The organism is Novipirellula galeiformis (assembly GCF_007860095.1).
Classification (GTDB): Bacteria; Planctomycetota; Planctomycetia; order Pirellulales; family Pirellulaceae; genus Novipirellula; species Novipirellula galeiformis.
In genome coordinates this window covers 508,238-524,709 of the sequence record NZ_SJPT01000005.1, presented here as the reverse complement: position 1 = coordinate 524,709, position 16,472 = coordinate 508,238, and the positions used below count along the sequence as shown (strand labels likewise).

Here is a 16,472-nt window from a genome sequence, read left to right as displayed (position 1 = left end):
TCGCCCTCACGGACCCCAAGCCCGCTGAACAGGTCTCCCGCTCCTGATTGATCACGACTTTGGCGAACGACCATGAAATCGGAATCACCGAGCCCATCCGGATCGCGTCCATCCAGCTCGAACGCATCCAGCTCGAGCGCACCGACCCCACCTCCGCCAACCACGCGAGCTGGACGCCCGATTGGAAATCCCGCCAGCCAGGATTTGGGAAAACGCAACCCTGCCGCCGCGACGGTCTTGCTCGCTGCCGTGATTGCTGGCTTGGTGGGCATCGCGACCTATAGCGCGATCAATGTGTCGAAGCCCGAGCCGGTGATTGAAAACGAGTTCGAGATCATTGTTCCCAAGGTCATCGAGCCGTCGCGTGATGTGCTCCGCGCGGCATTCTTTGATCGTGAAGTCGAGCCGGAGATCGAGGTCACCGACCGCCTGAATCGCGAAGCCGCCGAGCGTTGTATCGAGCGAGTCCAACGGCTGGTCCGCCGCTATCATCGCGGGGTGGCTCCCTTTGTGAACGATTTGACAAGCATCTCGACGCGATTGGGCATCGTCAAACGGATGCCCGCGAGTTGGTGGAACGAGGACAACCGGATCGAAGACTACGTAGCCAAGAAGTTTGAAACGCATCTGTTCTCCGAACAGGTCTTAGCGTCCGACATTGCAGGGATCTTGGAAGATTTTCGCAAAGAGATCGATGCCAACCAGAAACGAATGCTGGTCAACGTGCATGCGTCGCTTGAGATCGCCGATCTTCCGGAGGTCCAACTCGATTCCTATGAACCGTTTTACGAGTTGGTTTCGCAGCGGCTGCAATCATTCTCGGCCGACCAAGGTGCAACCAGTGTTTACAACGCGATCGTGGTGATTTTGATCAGCGAAGCGGGTAGCTACGCGGCGACGACGGTCGCTGCAGGTTTGTTAGCTCGTTTTTCGGCGACGGCCGCAGTCGGCGCCGCCGCTGGGGCAGGCACAGCCGCGGGGGCCGCTGCGACCGGCGCAGGCGGTGGCAGCTTGGTGGGACCGGTGGGAACCGTCGTCGGGCTCGGAGTGGGGTTGGCGGTGGGGTTGATCATCGATTGGTGGATGACCGAAAACTTTGAACTCAAAGTCAGCGAGCAACTGCACGATTATCTTGAGCAGCTCGAGCGGACGCTGCTCGAAGGCGCCCCACGAGATCCGCCGACCATCGACGCGGCACAACTAACACGGGTGCTGGGATCCCAGCACCATGCCACTGGATTGAAGTCGACGCTTCCGATCGTGTGTGACCAGTTAGCCGATGCCTATCGCGACCAATTTTTTGCCAAAATCGTCTCTCCAGGTAAATCCCATGATGAAGCCTATTAACGCACTCTCTTTTCTCCGCTGCTACGTCGTGATTGCGACCCTGGTCGTGGCCCTGGCGATGGTGAGGCATCGGGAAGCCGTTGCGAGTGGATGGGTTGCTAGCTCGATTCCGACATCGGTAGTCAAAGCGGTGGCGAAGTACTTTGGCAAGGAGGGTGCCGAGCAGGCCAGCGAGTTTCTGGCCAAAAATGCCAGCAAGGAAGTGATGGAGCGTGTGGCCACGATCGCAGCCCGCGAGGGTGGCGAAGAAGCGGTCGAGCAAGTCGCCAAGCTGACCGCCAAGCATGGCCCCGAGGTGCTCTTTGCGCTCGACAATACCGCCACGATTTTGCCAGTGGCTAAAGCACTCCAGGAGCTTCCTGAGTCACAAGTGCGCACGGCGCTGGCCAAGCTGGCGGCCGGTGAGTCCGGCAAAACGCTCGGCGCCGCGGTAACGCGTTTTGGCTCCAAGGCGCTCGCGACCGAATTGAAGCATCCTGGTGCCGGGTTAGTGCTGTTAAAACATTTCGGTGACGAGGGGGCTGAATTGGCAACCCGGATGTCAAGCGACCAAGCCATCGTGGTGGCGAGACATGCCGACGAGATTGCGGCCCTGCCGACGGCTCAGCGAAGCGGTGTCCTGTCACTGATCCGCAACGACACGGAAAAGGTGGTTGCGTTTGCAGGACGTTTCGTGGAAGCGAATCCAGGAAAGACGCTGTTCACCGTCGCGACCACCACGGTCATCCTGGCCGAACCCGAGCGCATTCTCGGGGGCGACGAAGTGGTTTTTGATGCCGATGGCAACCCGATCGTGGTTTCAAAATCAGGGCTGGTTGGACGCTCGATCGAATCGACGGGAAAGGCTGCGGAACACCTCTCCAATCATTTTCTGCAACCGCTGTTTTATGCCGCGTTGGCTTTCGCGGGCACCTTCGCCGCACTGTGGATGGCGTTGAAGCTTTGGCACACGCACAAGCGTGAAAAACAGAAAACTGAGCAAACGCTGCTCAGGAATTTTCCCTCCGAAGACGAGGCGTGAGCTTGCTTTTTCGGCACAAAGCTCAAAGCTCACCCGCGTCTTTTCCCCCACCGCTCCAACATCGATGTTGGACGGAGCTCGTTCTGATTTGGGCTCTGGGGCGAGTGTAGGGGCACACAATCGCAGCGGGCGATTGCGATTCCGCCAGACTCGTTTGACGCTCGTGCTATAGCTGCCACGGCTTTCGATAGGGCCTTTGCAGCATCTCGTTGGCCTGATCGTCGTCGAGAAACCGTTCTGCGTTAGGATCCCATTGCAGTTTTCGATTCAGACGCATGGCAATATTTCCGGCGTGACAGATGGATGCCGTGCGATGGCCCACCTCGACCGGCTCGATCGGATCCTTTCGCGACTTCACGGAGTCGAGGAAGTTTCGGTAATGATTTTTGCTCACCGGCAGATGGATCTCGTCGGGGCCGATGACGGAGTTTTTGATGGCATCGGACGATGCTTCGACCTCCTTCATGTTGTTTACCGTGAATTGAACCCATCCTTCGGTTCCTTCGATACGGGCTCCGAAGCCTGGATCTTGCGTACGGCAGACGAACTCAATTCCATCGGCGTAACGCGCTCGAAAGTGAGCCTTCATGGCGGTCGTGTAGAGATGTCCCTGTGGTGGCCAGACCGTTCCTTCTTGGTTCTCAAATTCCACCGGACCGGTACCGTCCTTGCCGAGCGCCCACTGAACGATGTCCGTGGCGTGGGCACCGGTGTTGGTGACTTGGCCACCGGAATAGTCCTGGTGGAAACGGAATCGGTACAGACAGCGGTCGATGTGATAGGGAGCCATGGGGGCGGGGCCTAGCCACATGTCGTAGTCGAATCCTGCGGGAACGGGCATCTCGCTCCAACCGGGGGCGGGGCCGGCACCGCTGCCGTTGATGATGGAAACCGCTCGTTTGACTTCGCCGATCCGACCGTTGCGAACCAGCTCGCACATACGGCGGACCACCGAGTTGGAGCGGTACTGGCTTCCCGTTTGCAGAATGCGTTCATGCTTGCGAACCGCTTTGATCATTTGCTGGCCATCGTGAATGGTGAGCGACATCGGCTTTTGACAGTACACGTCCTTGCCCGCTTCACAGGCTTTGATTGTGGCCAGCGCATGCCAATGATCTGGTAGCACGATCATGACTGCGTCAACGTCCTCGCGAGCGAGTACATCGCGGAAGTCCGCGTAAGCATCACAGCCCTTGAATTCGCCCGAACGAGTTTTTTGAGCGTAGTATTCGTTGACCTTCTTTTGCGCCGGTTCACGCCCCAGGAAATGTTCCGGGCGAGCGTAGCCGTCGCTGCCACGGTTGACGTCGCATACCGCAACAACCTGGGCATCCGGTTGTCGCAACATGCTCGGTAAATCGGCTCGGCTCTGGTTACCGCATCCAATCAAAGCGACGTTGATGCGATTGCTCGGAGCATTCGCGCCGAGGACCGAACTCGGCACGATTGCAGGCGCAGCAATGGCGGCCCCGGCGGTGGCGATCCATCGTCGTCGAGTCAGTCGGCTGTTTTCCTTGACTTGGCTGTGGGTCTCGAAGCGATCGGGCATCTCGTTGTCCTCTTGAGCAGCGAAAGGTTGGGCGATTGGTGAGAGCTTGTTGTAGCACTGAATTGTGCCCCTCCCCCATGGTAACCGGTTGTCCACCGCGATTCGACCTTTCGCGGACGAACACGGCCTCGGGAATAACAAGTAGGGGCAACGAGGTGGGGGAGGCAGGCAATCAGGGTCGGTCCGCCGGTTGCTCGTTTGCTTCTTTGCGTTTCACTTTGCAGGGCGATTGGGCGACAGGGCGACAGGGCGACAGGGTGACAGGGTGACAGGGTGATTGGGTGATTGGGTGATTGGGTGATTGGGTGATTGGGTGATTGGGTGATTGGGTGATTGGGTGATTGATTGGATGCGTTGCTCGAAAGATTGCGGCAGCTGATCAGCTTGGCTGGGGGGGGGATCCATTTTGCGACCGCCAGTCCGTTGGAGGTCGCAGCGTTGGCCTCGGCAAAATGCGATGTCCGGCGGGGCTCTGCCCCGCTTGTCCCCCCAGGCTGCCACCTGTGTGTCGCTCAGTGCGAAGAAATCGTCTAAAGCGACCTGCGGCGAACTAAGGCCACTGGCTCGTCCGCAAAATAGGTCCAAGGGAATGCACGTTGCCGTCCTATGAAATCCCCAACCGTTGCGATGATTGGGGGGTGGGTAGGATGCTCCGAATGCGAGATTTGCAGTTGCCGCGTCCCTTTTCGCAAGTTATCGTTTCTTCATGACCACTCCCCCTTAGCACCAAAGCCAACGGCGAACCGCTGCAACGCAACGCAGTGCGAGAGACGCCGTACGACTGTCTTTTTTACTCGACAGTCACTCTAATCGCTGTGCTTCTTCTGCATCCTAGCCCTCGTCAGGGCCTGCCGGTTTGTCGGGATTGATTGAGGAAGCATCCTCGAATCCACCCTGCCACGATCGCAACCGACCGACTGCGATTGCCACCCGTCGATTTTCATCCACCCAACTCATGGCCGTTGCGTCATGGGCAGCAAACGGAGTGTTTCAAGGCACTTCATTTCAACTTTGATGCAGTTTTAAATATGAGCACCCTCCCTACCCGACCCAGCACCGTCGCCCGATCGGCTCAATCGATTGCAGAAATTGAAACGCAGCGGCTGCGAAGACGAACGTTTGCGATCATTTCGCACCCGGATGCGGGCAAGACCACGTTGACCGAAAAGCTATTGCTGTTTGGCAACTCGATTGAGATCGCCGGGGCGGTTCGAGGCCGGAAATCCGAGCGGACGGCAAAGTCCGATTGGATGGAGATGGAGCAGGAGCGTGGCATTTCGGTAAGCTCGACCGCGCTTACGTTTGAGTTTGCGGGGGCTCAGGTCAATCTTTTGGATACTCCCGGTCACCATGACTTCAGCGAAGACACCTATCGCACGCTGATGGCCGCCGATGCGGCCGTGATGGTCATCGACCTCGCGAAGGGGATCGAGTCGCAGACGGAAAAACTGTTTCGCGTTTGTGCATTGAGAAAAATTCCCGTGCTCACCTTCGTCAACAAAGTGGATCGTCGCGGACGCTCGCCGCTCGAAATCCTTGATGAGATTGAACGCAAGTTCTCGATCGAACCGGTGCCACAAAATTGGCCGCTTGGCAGCGGCGAAGACTTTCGCGGTTTCGTCGATCTTCATAATGATTCGGTTCATTTATTTGATGAGCATCGCGCCAATCGTCGAATCTCGTCAAAGGTGGTCTCGTGGTCGGACTTGGAATCGATCCAACCGGCGATCCGCCCTGATCTCATCGATGCGACGGGCGAAGAGGTTGAATTGGTACGAATGGCGGGAGCGTCGTTGGAGCGGAGTCAATTCCTCGGTGGCGCGCAAACGCCTGTGTTCTTTGGCAGTGCGCTCACCAACTTTGGCATTGAACATTTCCTGCATGGGTTCCTCAAATTATGTCCACCTCCAGGGTCACGACAGACGCCCGAGCAGCGTCCGGCAGAGCCTTCATCTAATTTCTCTGGATTCATCTTTAAGATCCAGGCCAACCTCGATCCTCGGCATCGCGACCGTGTTGCCTTCTTGCGAGTCTGCAACGGCATGTTCGAGCGAGACATGGAAGTGACGATTGCGCGATCGATGAAAAAGATTCGGCTCTCTCGCGCCTTTCGCATCTTTGGCCAAGACCGTCAAACGATCGAAGAGGCTTATCCGGGTGATATCATTGGCTTGGTTTGCCCCGGAGAGTTTCGACTGGGCGACACACTTTGCCAAAATGAAATTGTGCACCAGGAAGGATTGCCTCAGTTTTCACCCGAGTTCTTCGCCGTGCTTGATTGCACCGATACGGCGAGACGAAAGCAATTCGACCGCGGCCTCAAACAGCTGATCGAAGAAGGGGCGATCCAGGTCTTTCATGATGCTCACGCCAAACGCCGCGAAAACCTGTTGGCCGCCGTGGGGGAGCTGCAGTTCGATGTCGTCCGCTATCGACTCGAGTCCGAGTACAACGCTCCCACGTCGCTGAGCTGGCGGCCTTATAAATTGGCGCGTTGGTTTAATGCAACGGCGGAACAAAAGTCGAACATCAAACTCCCCTACTCTGCCAAACTCGCACTGGACCAATTTGGACACGACGCCGTATTGCTGCAGTCTGAATGGGATATCAAAGCGCTTCACCGCGCGAATCCCGATATCCGTTTTGAGGAAATGCGAGTCACCACCTACGAATAAATCGATCCGAGGGACGGATCGAGAACCTCTCGTCGTGTAGGGACAAGGCGGGGTTAGGGGGCAACCGCGGATGCCAACGTGTCTTTGAGGTGCGTCCCTTTTCTATGCCCGGCATTGGTTCGGTGCCCGGCATTGGCAGCGATTGATCTGCTTCGCCGTGACGGCGATCGTCTCCACGCGTTTGCTGACAAATGAACTCGAGGGCGCTCGGCTTCACCCGCTTCGTCTTGCGATCTCTCTTAAGTCGCTGACTCGATCGCTCAGGAGCCAAGGTGATCGAAAACGTGATCGGAAATCGATCACGACCGCGGTTGCATTCGCTATCTCGTCCGCCGCTCGCTGGTGGCTTGGATCCGCGTGGATTGGCGGCAATCGGTTTGCGCTGCGATCTTGCACCTCTAAAAAACGGAGTTGGGCACGCAAGTTGCATTTCTTGTTGTCCTGCACTCCAAGGGATGAATTCAGACACGACGTGGGTGTCGAACCGATGAGTGCGTCTCAAATACTACTCAGATTTAAGGTGCAAAACATGAGACAACTGTTGACTACTGCGGCTTGCTGTGGCGTTCTGTTTGCGGGGAGCGTTGTCGGCGCTCAAGACATTGCCGGTAACTCGCTTTCCCAGGCGGGTGATGCCGTCCGCAACACGGCCGGGCAAGCCCAGGATGCGGCAAATAATGCACGCAACCAGGTTCGTAACCAAGTCGGAAGCACGGCCTCGCGGGCTAACGACGCAGTCAATCGCGTCGAAGGCGCAGCGTCCCAGGACACCAATGCTGGGGCGCAGCAGCGAGTTGGTGTCAACGGCGTGAATGTCAAAGGCAATGTTCAGTCATCGCAACAGCTTCATTCCCGGCACCAGGGAACCCACCGCGGCAATCTTCATTATGAATCCAACCAACGAGCTGGGTGGGATCGTGGTCACGCCCACGGGGCCCAAGTGTACGGGGGCCAAGTGTACGGGGGCCAAGTGTACGAGGGGCAGGTGCACTACGGAGGCCAAGCATACGGTGGCCAAGTTTACGATTCCAACGGTCGTCACCATGGGCATCATTATGGGCGATCAGGACATCGACATGGAAAGTTAGGCCACCGTGGTCATCACTCGTCGCATCGCTACATGGCAACGCCCAGCCATGGGTATGGCAGCCAGGGTTATCTCAGCTACGGGTCTAGCAACCACGCGATGACGACCGACACTGTCTATCCCTTGCGGCACGATGCTTCCGGACGTGAGTTCATTTGTGTTCATGGACAACCTGTCTATTTTGACTCGGGGACCGCTCAACATGGCCATCACCAAGATGATCGCTATCAAGCGGGCTATGGTAGTTACGACGAAGCCAGCGGTTCGCAATCCACCAACGGTCAAGCGTACCCCGCTGAGCCTCAAACGGGCGAGATGAACCGAGATGGCCAATCGCAAACGGAACTCGATGCCAACACGAATGCAGATGCCAGCTTGAACGGACGCGCAAATGTGGATGCGGACGCCAACACCAACGCAGAAGTAAATGCAGCTGCAAGTGTGAATGAAAACGCAAATGCAAACGTGGAAGTGGATGCCAATCGCAATCAACCACCCCGTGCTCAGGACAACCTTGAACGGGCTGCGGAAACGCCGGCATTAGATCAAACCGAAGCTGGCGAGGCAGTGGATAATGCGGAGAAGGCGATTGAGAGCCAGGATGTTCCGGCCAATGCGGAAGATGCGTTGGACGATGCCCCACTCGATCCCGCTCCGCTGTAAGTTAGTGATTGTCGCGTAGGCGATTTTGCAGAAACGATCGCTATCCAAACATCCGCTCCGTTGAAGTATCAGCGGAGCGGATGTTTTGTTGTGAGGGTTTGAGGTCGCACGTCGACACAAAGCCAGATTATCATGTGATGGATGCTCGCTCCGGCTGGCAATGCGATCCCCCACGCCAAGCGAGCAATCTCGACCGCGGTCCGGTCGGCTTTCATCGCTAGAGCGATTTGAGAAATGACGTAGGTAAAAAAAGTAGCTGCGTTCACCAGAACGTGGTCCACCGTCTGGCGACGGTAGCTACATCAAAGATGAAAATGCGCTAGCGGTGCTGCGTCACCGCGTTTTGGGGTCTTGGGCTACGTCACCGTCGTCACGTTCCGATGTGATCGGATAGGAGCCTGGACTGCTCCCAAACGGCATGCTCAAGATTCCCGGCAACCGTTCATTCTGTTTTTCATCGCGCAGGTGGTTGATGCCGATCGTCATTCGTTCGTGCCCCTCTTGGGGTTGATCACGGTAGGTGCCGAGCAAGAAATCCCACCATGGTAAATTGAACCCATAGTTGCTGTTCGTTTCGCGACGAATCACCGAATGATGAACACGATGCATGTCGGGAGTGACGACCACGAAACGCAGTACTCGGTCCAGCCCGGTCGGCATTCGAACATTGCTGTGATTGAACATGGAGGTCGCGTTCAGTAGGACTTCGAAGATCACGACGGCGATCGCCGGCGGACCTAGAGCCGCGACGACGGCCAATTTGATGAACGCCGAAAGCACGATTTCCAGTGTGTGGAATCGCAAGCCGGTGGTGACGTCGAAATCAAGATCCGCGTGGTGGACCATGTGCAATCGCCACAGTAGGGGAACGGAATGAAACAGCACGTGCTGGAGATAGATCGCGAGATCGAGCACGGTAACGGCGACCACGATCTCAACCCAGTTCGGCCAATCGGCGAGGGACAACACGCCCCATTGTCGGGATTGAGCGAAGCTTGCCGCGGCGACCGCGGTGACCGGAACCACGGCGCGAGCCAGGATCACGTTCAACGCGACCAGCCCCAGGTGGTTGCTCCAACGCCATGGCTTTCCCACACTCAGCTTTCGTCGCGGTGCGAGTAGCTCCCAAACGGCCATCACTAACAACACTCCGGCAAAGCACCCCAGCCGCACGATCATTTCATCTCGTTGATTCAACGTCCGTTCACCTCTGAGGTATGTCGAAGTCTCGCTGGTGTGGTTTTTTCAAACAAATCATAACCCGAAGCGTCAGCGAGGGACCGAGTCAAGATCGAGATTCCCTCGCTGACGCATCGGGTTATGAAAGACACGCCACAACAAAGCAGGTGAACCGCGTCTGAGATCGAACCACAACGTTGGATCGCTTCCCTCTGTCTTGTCGGATATTTACTCGGTGCACTAGGCTTCTGCTAACGCACCGACGATGCTGACGGTCGCCGCTTGCACGGCGGGGGCTAGTCCGGCGGCGATGCCGACGACGAGTGATACAAGCGTTCCTGAGAGTGCTAATTCAAGGGAGGGCCGAAACGCAATCGTGGCTCCTTCCGCTCCAATGGCGAAGCCTCCGAGCGCCAGCGCTCCGAGGGCGAAGAGGGTGCCGAGACTGCCTCCCACGAGACAAAGAAGGGTGCTTTCGGCCAATACCAATCGCATCGCACGCAGTGGCCGAACCCCAATGGTTTGCAGTACCGCGTATTCTTTGATGCGGTCTTGCACGCTCATCACTGTCGTCGTGGCCACGAGTGACAACACCAGTCCCACGCAGGCGTATCCGAGCCAGTGGGCGAAGCCAATCAAATCGACGAGATCGGATAACGTGCTGGCTTGGAACGCACCTTTGCGCCGGGTCTTGGTGGCGACGGCACCGGACCGCAGCGTTTGATCAATTTCGGCCGCGACACGATCGGCGTCGGCATCGTCGGTTAGCAATACCTCGTGTTGCGTGACCAGACCCGCAGCATCGAGCCCGCGAGTGTATTGGAGAAACGCCAAGCTGGTGTAAATCAGATTCTCTTCGGAGGGCACCGCCGATGCAAAAATCCCCGCGACTTGGACGGAAAGATCGCCGATCGAGAACTGGTCTCCCGTCTTTAAGCCGCGACGTTGAGCGACATTGCGGCCGACGATGGCCGCATCGCGTTGTGATCCGAACGATTCCCAGCTGCCGTGCGTCAGCTTGATAGGCCGTGTCGCTTGGATTTGATCGGGATCGGCGCCGTTGAAGACGACGATGTCGAGGCTGGCGCGGCAATTGTTCGTCCAAACCTGGATCGGCATCACCTCACGAACGCCTGGCACCTTGCGGATCTTCGTGGCGTAATCTTCAGGCAATCGGCTGCTGGTCGGGCAGAACCGATTCTCTTGGAACACGATCAAGCTGCGGTCCGCATCCGCCCCCGTCGTCAAGCGTTGCATGCCTTCTTGCACGGAGCCCACAAAGCAAAACACAAACATCGCCACCGCCGCACCGGTCACGGTCAACAGCGTTCGCGTGCGATGCCGCCAAAGAGTTTTCAGTACGTACGTGGTCATGGGATTGAGGATTGAGGATTGAGGATTGAGGATTGAGGATTGAGGATTGAGGATTGAGGATTGACTTCTACCGGGCTGGCTCGAGAAACTTTCCACGGTCAAGCAGCAAGGGACGCGAGGCAATCTGTGCTGCATCGGTGTCGTGGGTGACCATCAACAGCGTGATGTCCAGTTCTTTATTGAGCCGTTGTAGCAGTTCCAGGACTTGCTCGGTCGTCTCGGTATCGAGGCTGCCGGTTGGTTCGTCCGCGACGACCACTTTGGGGTGGGCCACGATTGCGCGTGCGATGCCGACGCGTTGCTCTTGCCCGCCCGAGAGTTGGCGAGGGTAATGTTCCGCTCGATCGCTCAAGCCGACCGCCGCTAATGCCAATTCGACGCGTTGTCGACGTTGCTTCGCCGATAGTTTCAACAGCAGGGTGGGGAGTTCGACATTCTCGTACGCGGTCAACACGGGGATCAAGTTGTGAGTTTGGAAAATGTAGCCGAGGTTGGCTGCACGCCAATCGGCTCTTTTGCTTCGTGATAGCTCGCTCACCACCGTACCGTCGACGGTAATCGTCCCCGCATCGGCGTGATCGATCCCGCTGACGAGGTTCAATAAGGTGCTCTTGCCCGTCCCGCTCGGCCCCATCAACGAAACGAACTCACCCGCCTCGATGTCCAAGTCGATATGGTCCAGGGGGGTGATCGTCTGATCGCCTTTGCGAAAACTCTTGCAAACGCCACGCAATTCTACCAACGCCATTTCACGCTCCGTGTGCTGTGATTGGTTGCCATTTCTATTATTCGCCTTTGCTAAATTCCGATCGTGGAGTCGTCGCCGAGCACTTGGACTCGGGTTCCCGGGTGTAACGACTCGATACCTGACGCGATCAGTTTATCGGTGATGTTTAACCCTGACTTGACCTCTCGTAATCCTTCCGCGCTGGGCTGGCCAATTTCGATCGGGCGTCGCTGGGCCCGAGCGTTTGAGTCGACAACCCAAACGAATGAACCGGCGTCGTTGGACTGGATCAGCGGGTTGGGCACAAAGAGACGTTGACTCTCGACAGACTCCGATGGCTTGTCGGCGACGACCGCTGCCAAAAACGTCGCGGTCACAAGCATCTCGGGACTAACCGTCAACGGTGGATCGATCAGTTCGACTTTCACTTCGAGTGTATTCTTTTGGATGTTGGCCGAACTGGTTGTTTGCAGGACACGGCCGTGGATCACGCCGTTGGATGAAGCGGTTTGGATTTCAACGGGTTGGCCGCGTGTTACCATCGGCACGTCTTCGAGCCGCACATCGGCTCGCACTTGCAGTTTCGCAGGATCGTACATCTCAATCACCGTGCTCGAACTTTGGCCAGCGTTGGTGTCCAATCCCATCACGCGAGTTCCTGGGGCAGCAATCAGCTTTAGAACACGGCCATCCATCGGAGCTCGCACGGTGTTGCGCTGGAGCGATAGCTGTTCCTGGCGTAAACGCAGTTTCGCTTCATCTCGCAGCGCCATCGCAGATTGAACTTTTGCCTCCGCCTCTCGCAATTGCCGAGTTTCTTCGACGACTAGATCCAATTGGTTCTGTAATGCATCGACCTTGCTTTTAAGTGCATCGACTTCGCGGCCAATGTTGGGTTCGCGTTGACGCAGTTCCTCTAAATTCGCTTGCGCTGTGGCATACTGGCTTTCCGATTGTCGTACGATTCGTCCGGCAATCGCCGATTCGGCGGCCTGTTTGCCCTGCATGCTGCTGAGGGTGAACTTGAGGTTCGCTTCGGCCGCCTGGATCAAAAACGGCAGCTTCGCCAGTTCTGTTTGAGCCTTCGCCAGCATGCTTTGGGCGTCGGCAAGTTGGACCTTTAAATGGACCGGGTTGTCCAAACGAATCTGAGCGGCGTCACGCTCTGCTTGGGCTCGGTTCAGTTCGCCTTCGCGGATGGCAAGCGCGTTCTGGGCCTGCTCGACCTGTAGTTCGGCGTCGATTGAAATCAGGCGGGCGATGGGTTCGCCTTTCTTGATCGGCTGGCCCTCGACAACCAACAGCGCTTCGATCACGCCGGGCGCTAAGGCGGCGACACTCATCGCCGTTGGCCGCGGTTCGATCCAACCGGGTGATTGGAAAAGGGTCGTTCCCGCCTGCACAACCTCGCTCCGTTTGGCAACCACGGGGACGACCGTTACCGTGGTCGGCGGCAAGAGTCCCCGGCCTGTCGCCACGCCCAACAAAGTGACGAATCCGAGCAGAATGCCGATCGGGAGAACGTAGCGTGAGACCCACCGCGTAGGACGCAAGTTCGCTGTTTTAGTCTCGTCCGAAGGCGAGCGATCGAGTTTTAGTTGGCTTAGGTCGAGGGGAGGCATTGGGAAGATTGAAGATTGAAGATTGGGAGTGAGGAGTGAGGAGTGAGGAGTGAGGAGTGAGGAGTGAGGAGTGAGGAGTGAGGAGTGAGGAGTGAGGAGTGAGGAGTGAGGAGTGAGGAGTGAGGAGTTGTCTTCTTACTCCCACTCTCCCACTCTCCCACTCTCCTTGTCTCCTTGTCTCCTTGTCTCCCCCACTCCCCCTCTCTGTCTTTCACACCTTTCTTCACTCGGGACGCACGTAGACTTTGCTCGCGTTGACGCTCAAGTTCCCCTGCTCGTCTCGTTTCGCCGTGCCTTCGACGACAACGGTGGAAAGCTCTTTCACGTTCAACAATTCACGCGCATCGTTCGCAACCGGCTTGCCTGTAGCGTCGACGAGCTTCACCGTGGCGATGTTGTCCTTGACCGCGTCGGTTTCGCAACAGTAGTCCCACGGCGTTGGGCAACCTTCCTCGGGAGCACAGTAGGGAACCTTGGCATCGACAATGGTGAACGCAGCCAAGCCGTCGACGAACGGGTTGCTAGAGCCACCGATCAGTCCGACTAAGGTGACCGCTTCTTCGTCTTGAATCGACTGACGCGCTTCGCCGACGGGGATCGCTCCCTCGGGTTCACTGTCGACAACAAATTGCGAACTCACTGCGGACGAGGACGCGTCACCCGCATCAGGGCCACTCGCGACTTCCGATGGAGTGCAACCGCTAGCGAGCAAACCGAGACCGAGTAAACACAGGCTAAGCAAACCGAACCATTTCTTCATTTCAAATCTCCAAAGTAAAAACGAAACACATTTCTTTCTAAACTGCTTTTAAGCTTGTCGCGACCTCTGCCTGAAGTGCTTTCAGTGCTGGCGGCAACGCTCCTAGCACGCCGAGTAGCAAGCCGACGCTGCAACCGATCACGATGGCGACGCTGTCGATTCGCAACGCAAAGGCGCCCATCGTGAATCGCACTGCCATGCCGTTGAGCATCGTCAACGCGATCGCGCCGGACAACAGAGACCCGGCGGCGGCAAGCAGCACTCCTTCTTGAATTAAACTGACTAGGATCGCGCGGCGTCGGAATCCCAGTGCTTGTAGCGTGGCAATCTCACGTATCCGGCCCGCTACCGCTCCATACATCATATTTAATCCCGCAAAGACTCCGGCAGCTGACACCAGCACGACAACGAACCAGGCAAGGACTCGCACCGGTTTGTAGTGTTGTTGCAGGGAAGCGTAATAATCGGTTTCGCGGATCGCCCTCAGTTCCAAGTCGGTGCGTTCCTTGCAAAACAATTCCACTTCCGCAGGCGAGCTGCCGGGCGACAATAACATCGCCACCAGGCTCAAGTCTTGTCGTTTTGTTGCGGTTTGAAAGTCTTCGAGCTTGCACCAGATTTCCGATTCGTACGCCGCACCTCCGGCTGCGAAACGTCCACTGATGTTCCAGGATCGTCCTTCGAACTCGAGCTGCTGGCCAATCGCCATCGCCTCGTCGGGGCTGCCCAGTTTTGTTGCTGCCAAACGCCCCACGATCACCTCGCCGTCGCCGGGCCAATCTCCCTCGACCAATTTCACCGAACGGCGTACCAAGGGTGTGGTCAACTTTACCCCTCGTACTAACCCCAGTCCGCCCTCGCCGTTGACGGTTTTGACTCGCGTTCCCAGGTACAACTCTGGCGAAACATGGGTGACACCAAAACGCTTCACCACGCCATCGAAGCTCGCCGTTAATAACGCGGGCGTACGCGCCTCGATCGACGAGTTTTCGATATTCTCTTCGGAGTTCACAGAGTAGACCAAGACAACGTCCTCGTCCCCGCTGACCGACAACGATTGTTCCAAGCCGCGAATGAATCCCACCACGACAAAGACCAGCATCACGACCGTCGCCAACGCAACGAGCGTTAATGCCGTGCGCACCGGCCGCCGGGCCAAGTTGCGAACACCGTATTCCCAGGGAAGAAGCATGGTGAAAATGAAGGAGTTGGAGTTGGGCGGGGAGCGTTTTTAAAACCCTCTCCCCAGGTGCAGGCCAGCATCGACACGCCATCGCCCAATCGGATGCCGACCTTGCGCGCATCCCTTGAGCCATGGGAATTTAAGAAGAGGGGAAACACGAGCATGAATCGACTATCGCTTGGGATTTACGATTCCCAATGCGACATTGCCACTCGGCTTCACCCTAGGCGGGATCAGATCAACCAAGATTGATGCGTGACGCACACATCACGCCCGCAAAGACACAGCCCATGTGGCTGCTGGGGTTGGAGCCGGCGAGAACCGTTCCATCCAGTCGGTTGCGCGAGCATCGCGAACTGCGGTTGAACCCACGTCCACACTGCAATCGCCGAGTCAGGCATCTCCACGCCCAGCTCAATCACCGCACCTTCGCAGATGCAATTTTGGCAATCACATTCACCCTCGGGACACGAATTCGAAGAGTCCGTTGTTGGGGGCACTTCGTCGTGCGAACAACAGGAGCAGACCGCGGTCGCAGACCCGTCGCCCACCGCTGCATTCGCTTCACACGAAAGGCAACGCACTGGACACGCCAGTAAACTGGCCATCAACAGTAGGGCAAGGAACGGGTTCTTCATGTTTCTCAGGATAGTCATCTGCTTGTCTTACGGCAAGCTCTATCGGGTCAGCCCGCGGAGCAACCTGTCACGGAGACTGCTTCTTTAGGGCTCGAATGCGCGTGGCTTGCGATCCCCGTATTTTGCGATCAGGGGTAAATGAATTTGCGGTGCAAGCCTTGTATGCGGCTATTGTTTTAACTTCGCGAGATACTTTTCTGGATCTGCCAACAGTTTATCTTTGCAGCCATCGCAGCAGATCCAGACCGAGTTGCCGTTCACGTCCACTTTCTCAGGGGCTCCCATGGTGCCGAGCATTTTGCCGGTGACGGGGCAAATGTGTTGGGCCATCGCAGACTTGTAATCTTCCGCTGACAACTCATTGAGCCCCGGCATCATCTTCGCCATGGGGGAGTTGGTATCGATCGTAGGATCGTCGGCGGCATGGTCATGATCCTCGTGCTCGTGACCGACATGATCGTCGCCCATTTCGCTGGTCTCCGTTGCGGGCGGCGTGACGGAGTCGGCCGAAGGTGTATTGCATCCGTAGATGCCGAAAACAAGCAGGCCGCCTAAAATGAGGGGGATGGATTTTATCAGTCGCATCAACTTGGCCTTTGCAAGGATAGAGGTGTGAAAGTTTGGATGAAGTACGTTTGGACGCAGGT

The 16,472-nt window shown here is 57.0% G+C and carries 12 protein-coding genes; 4 read left to right on the top strand and 8 right to left on the bottom strand.

What is annotated here, in order from left to right; genetic code table 11:
- Positions 1–72 precede the first annotated feature (72 nt).
- Complete coding sequence (locus Pla52o_RS26960; RefSeq protein WP_197169275.1) at positions 73–1,347, top strand: hypothetical protein; 1,275 nt, start codon at positions 73–75, stop codon at positions 1,345–1,347.
- Positions 1,331–2,368 (top strand): hypothetical protein, encoded by a 1,038-nt coding sequence (locus Pla52o_RS15970; protein WP_146595576.1) that lies wholly within the window; start codon positions 1,331–1,333, stop codon positions 2,366–2,368. The genes Pla52o_RS26960 and Pla52o_RS15970 overlap by 17 nt, the downstream gene beginning before the upstream one ends.
- 166 nt (positions 2,369–2,534) lie before the next feature.
- Here Pla52o_RS15970 and Pla52o_RS15965 read toward each other — a convergent pair whose 3' ends face one another.
- The gene (locus Pla52o_RS15965) at positions 2,535–3,917 is read right to left on the bottom strand and encodes a Gfo/Idh/MocA family protein (RefSeq protein WP_146595575.1); all 1,383 of its coding nucleotides are present in this window, start codon (positions 3,915–3,917) and stop codon (positions 2,535–2,537) included.
- Positions 3,918–4,945: 1,028 nt separating this feature from the next.
- Here Pla52o_RS15965 and Pla52o_RS15960 point away from each other — a divergent pair.
- Complete coding sequence (locus Pla52o_RS15960; RefSeq protein ID WP_146595574.1) at positions 4,946–6,592, top strand: peptide chain release factor 3; 1,647 nt, start codon at positions 4,946–4,948, stop codon at positions 6,590–6,592.
- Between the two features lie 529 nt (positions 6,593–7,121).
- Positions 7,122–8,342, top strand: a complete 1,221-nt coding sequence (locus Pla52o_RS26955) for a hypothetical protein (RefSeq protein WP_197169274.1) — start codon at positions 7,122–7,124, stop codon at positions 8,340–8,342.
- A 333-nt stretch (positions 8,343–8,675) separates the two neighbouring features.
- Here Pla52o_RS26955 and Pla52o_RS15950 read toward each other — a convergent pair whose 3' ends face one another.
- The 7 genes from Pla52o_RS15950 to Pla52o_RS15915 all read right to left on the bottom strand — a co-directional run bounded on the left by Pla52o_RS15950 (position 8,676) and on the right by Pla52o_RS15915 (position 16,410).
- Positions 8,676–9,539: a sterol desaturase family protein gene (locus Pla52o_RS15950; RefSeq protein ID WP_231612394.1), complete on the bottom strand. Its 864-nt coding sequence runs from the start codon at positions 9,537–9,539 to the stop codon at positions 8,676–8,678.
- A gap of 222 nt (positions 9,540–9,761) precedes the next feature.
- Positions 9,762–10,895, bottom strand: a complete 1,134-nt coding sequence (locus Pla52o_RS15945; RefSeq protein WP_146595573.1) for an ABC transporter permease — start codon at positions 10,893–10,895, stop codon at positions 9,762–9,764.
- 67 nt (positions 10,896–10,962) lie between these two features.
- Positions 10,963–11,643 carry an ABC transporter ATP-binding protein gene (locus Pla52o_RS15940; protein ID WP_146595572.1) on the bottom strand — a complete coding sequence of 227 codons (681 nt, stop codon included), beginning with the start codon at positions 11,641–11,643 and terminating at the stop codon, positions 10,963–10,965.
- A 50-nt stretch (positions 11,644–11,693) separates the two neighbouring features.
- Positions 11,694–13,244, bottom strand: coding sequence for an efflux RND transporter periplasmic adaptor subunit (locus Pla52o_RS15935; protein WP_146595571.1), 1,551 nt, complete (start codon positions 13,242–13,244; stop codon positions 11,694–11,696).
- Positions 13,245–13,467: 223 nt separating this feature from the next.
- Positions 13,468–14,004: a hypothetical protein gene (locus Pla52o_RS15925; protein WP_146595569.1), complete on the bottom strand. Its 537-nt coding sequence runs from the start codon at positions 14,002–14,004 to the stop codon at positions 13,468–13,470.
- Positions 14,005–14,041: 37 nt separating this feature from the next.
- Positions 14,042–15,196 (bottom strand): ABC transporter permease, encoded by a 1,155-nt coding sequence (locus Pla52o_RS15920; RefSeq protein WP_146595568.1) that lies wholly within the window; start codon positions 15,194–15,196, stop codon positions 14,042–14,044.
- 797 nt (positions 15,197–15,993) lie between these two features.
- Positions 15,994–16,410: a hypothetical protein gene (locus Pla52o_RS15915; protein WP_146595567.1), complete on the bottom strand. Its 417-nt coding sequence runs from the start codon at positions 16,408–16,410 to the stop codon at positions 15,994–15,996.
- Positions 16,411–16,472: the final 62 nt, after the last annotated feature.

Bases quoted from the DNA above. Each gene is read 5' to 3' on its own strand.
- Pla52o_RS26960 (WP_197169275.1), top strand. From the start codon at position 73: ATGAAATCGGAATCACCGAGCCCATCCGGATCGCGTCCATCCAGCTCG.
- Pla52o_RS15970 (WP_146595576.1), top strand. From the start codon at position 1,331: ATGATGAAGCCTATTAACGCACTCTCTTTTCTCCGCTGCTACGTCGTG.
- Pla52o_RS15965 (WP_146595575.1), bottom strand. From the start codon at position 3,917: ATGCCCGATCGCTTCGAGACCCACAGCCAAGTCAAGGAAAACAGCCGA.
- Pla52o_RS15960 (WP_146595574.1), top strand. From the start codon at position 4,946: ATGAGCACCCTCCCTACCCGACCCAGCACCGTCGCCCGATCGGCTCAA.
- Pla52o_RS26955 (WP_197169274.1), top strand. From the start codon at position 7,122: ATGAGACAACTGTTGACTACTGCGGCTTGCTGTGGCGTTCTGTTTGCG.
- Pla52o_RS15945 (WP_146595573.1), bottom strand. From the start codon at position 10,895: ATGACCACGTACGTACTGAAAACTCTTTGGCGGCATCGCACGCGAACG.
- Pla52o_RS15940 (WP_146595572.1), bottom strand. From the start codon at position 11,643: ATGGCGTTGGTAGAATTGCGTGGCGTTTGCAAGAGTTTTCGCAAAGGC.
- Pla52o_RS15935 (WP_146595571.1), bottom strand. From the start codon at position 13,244: ATGCCTCCCCTCGACCTAAGCCAACTAAAACTCGATCGCTCGCCTTCG.
- Pla52o_RS15925 (WP_146595569.1), bottom strand. From the start codon at position 14,004: ATGAAGAAATGGTTCGGTTTGCTTAGCCTGTGTTTACTCGGTCTCGGT.
- Pla52o_RS15920 (WP_146595568.1), bottom strand. From the start codon at position 15,196: ATGCTTCTTCCCTGGGAATACGGTGTTCGCAACTTGGCCCGGCGGCCG.
- Pla52o_RS15915 (WP_146595567.1), bottom strand. From the start codon at position 16,410: ATGCGACTGATAAAATCCATCCCCCTCATTTTAGGCGGCCTGCTTGTT.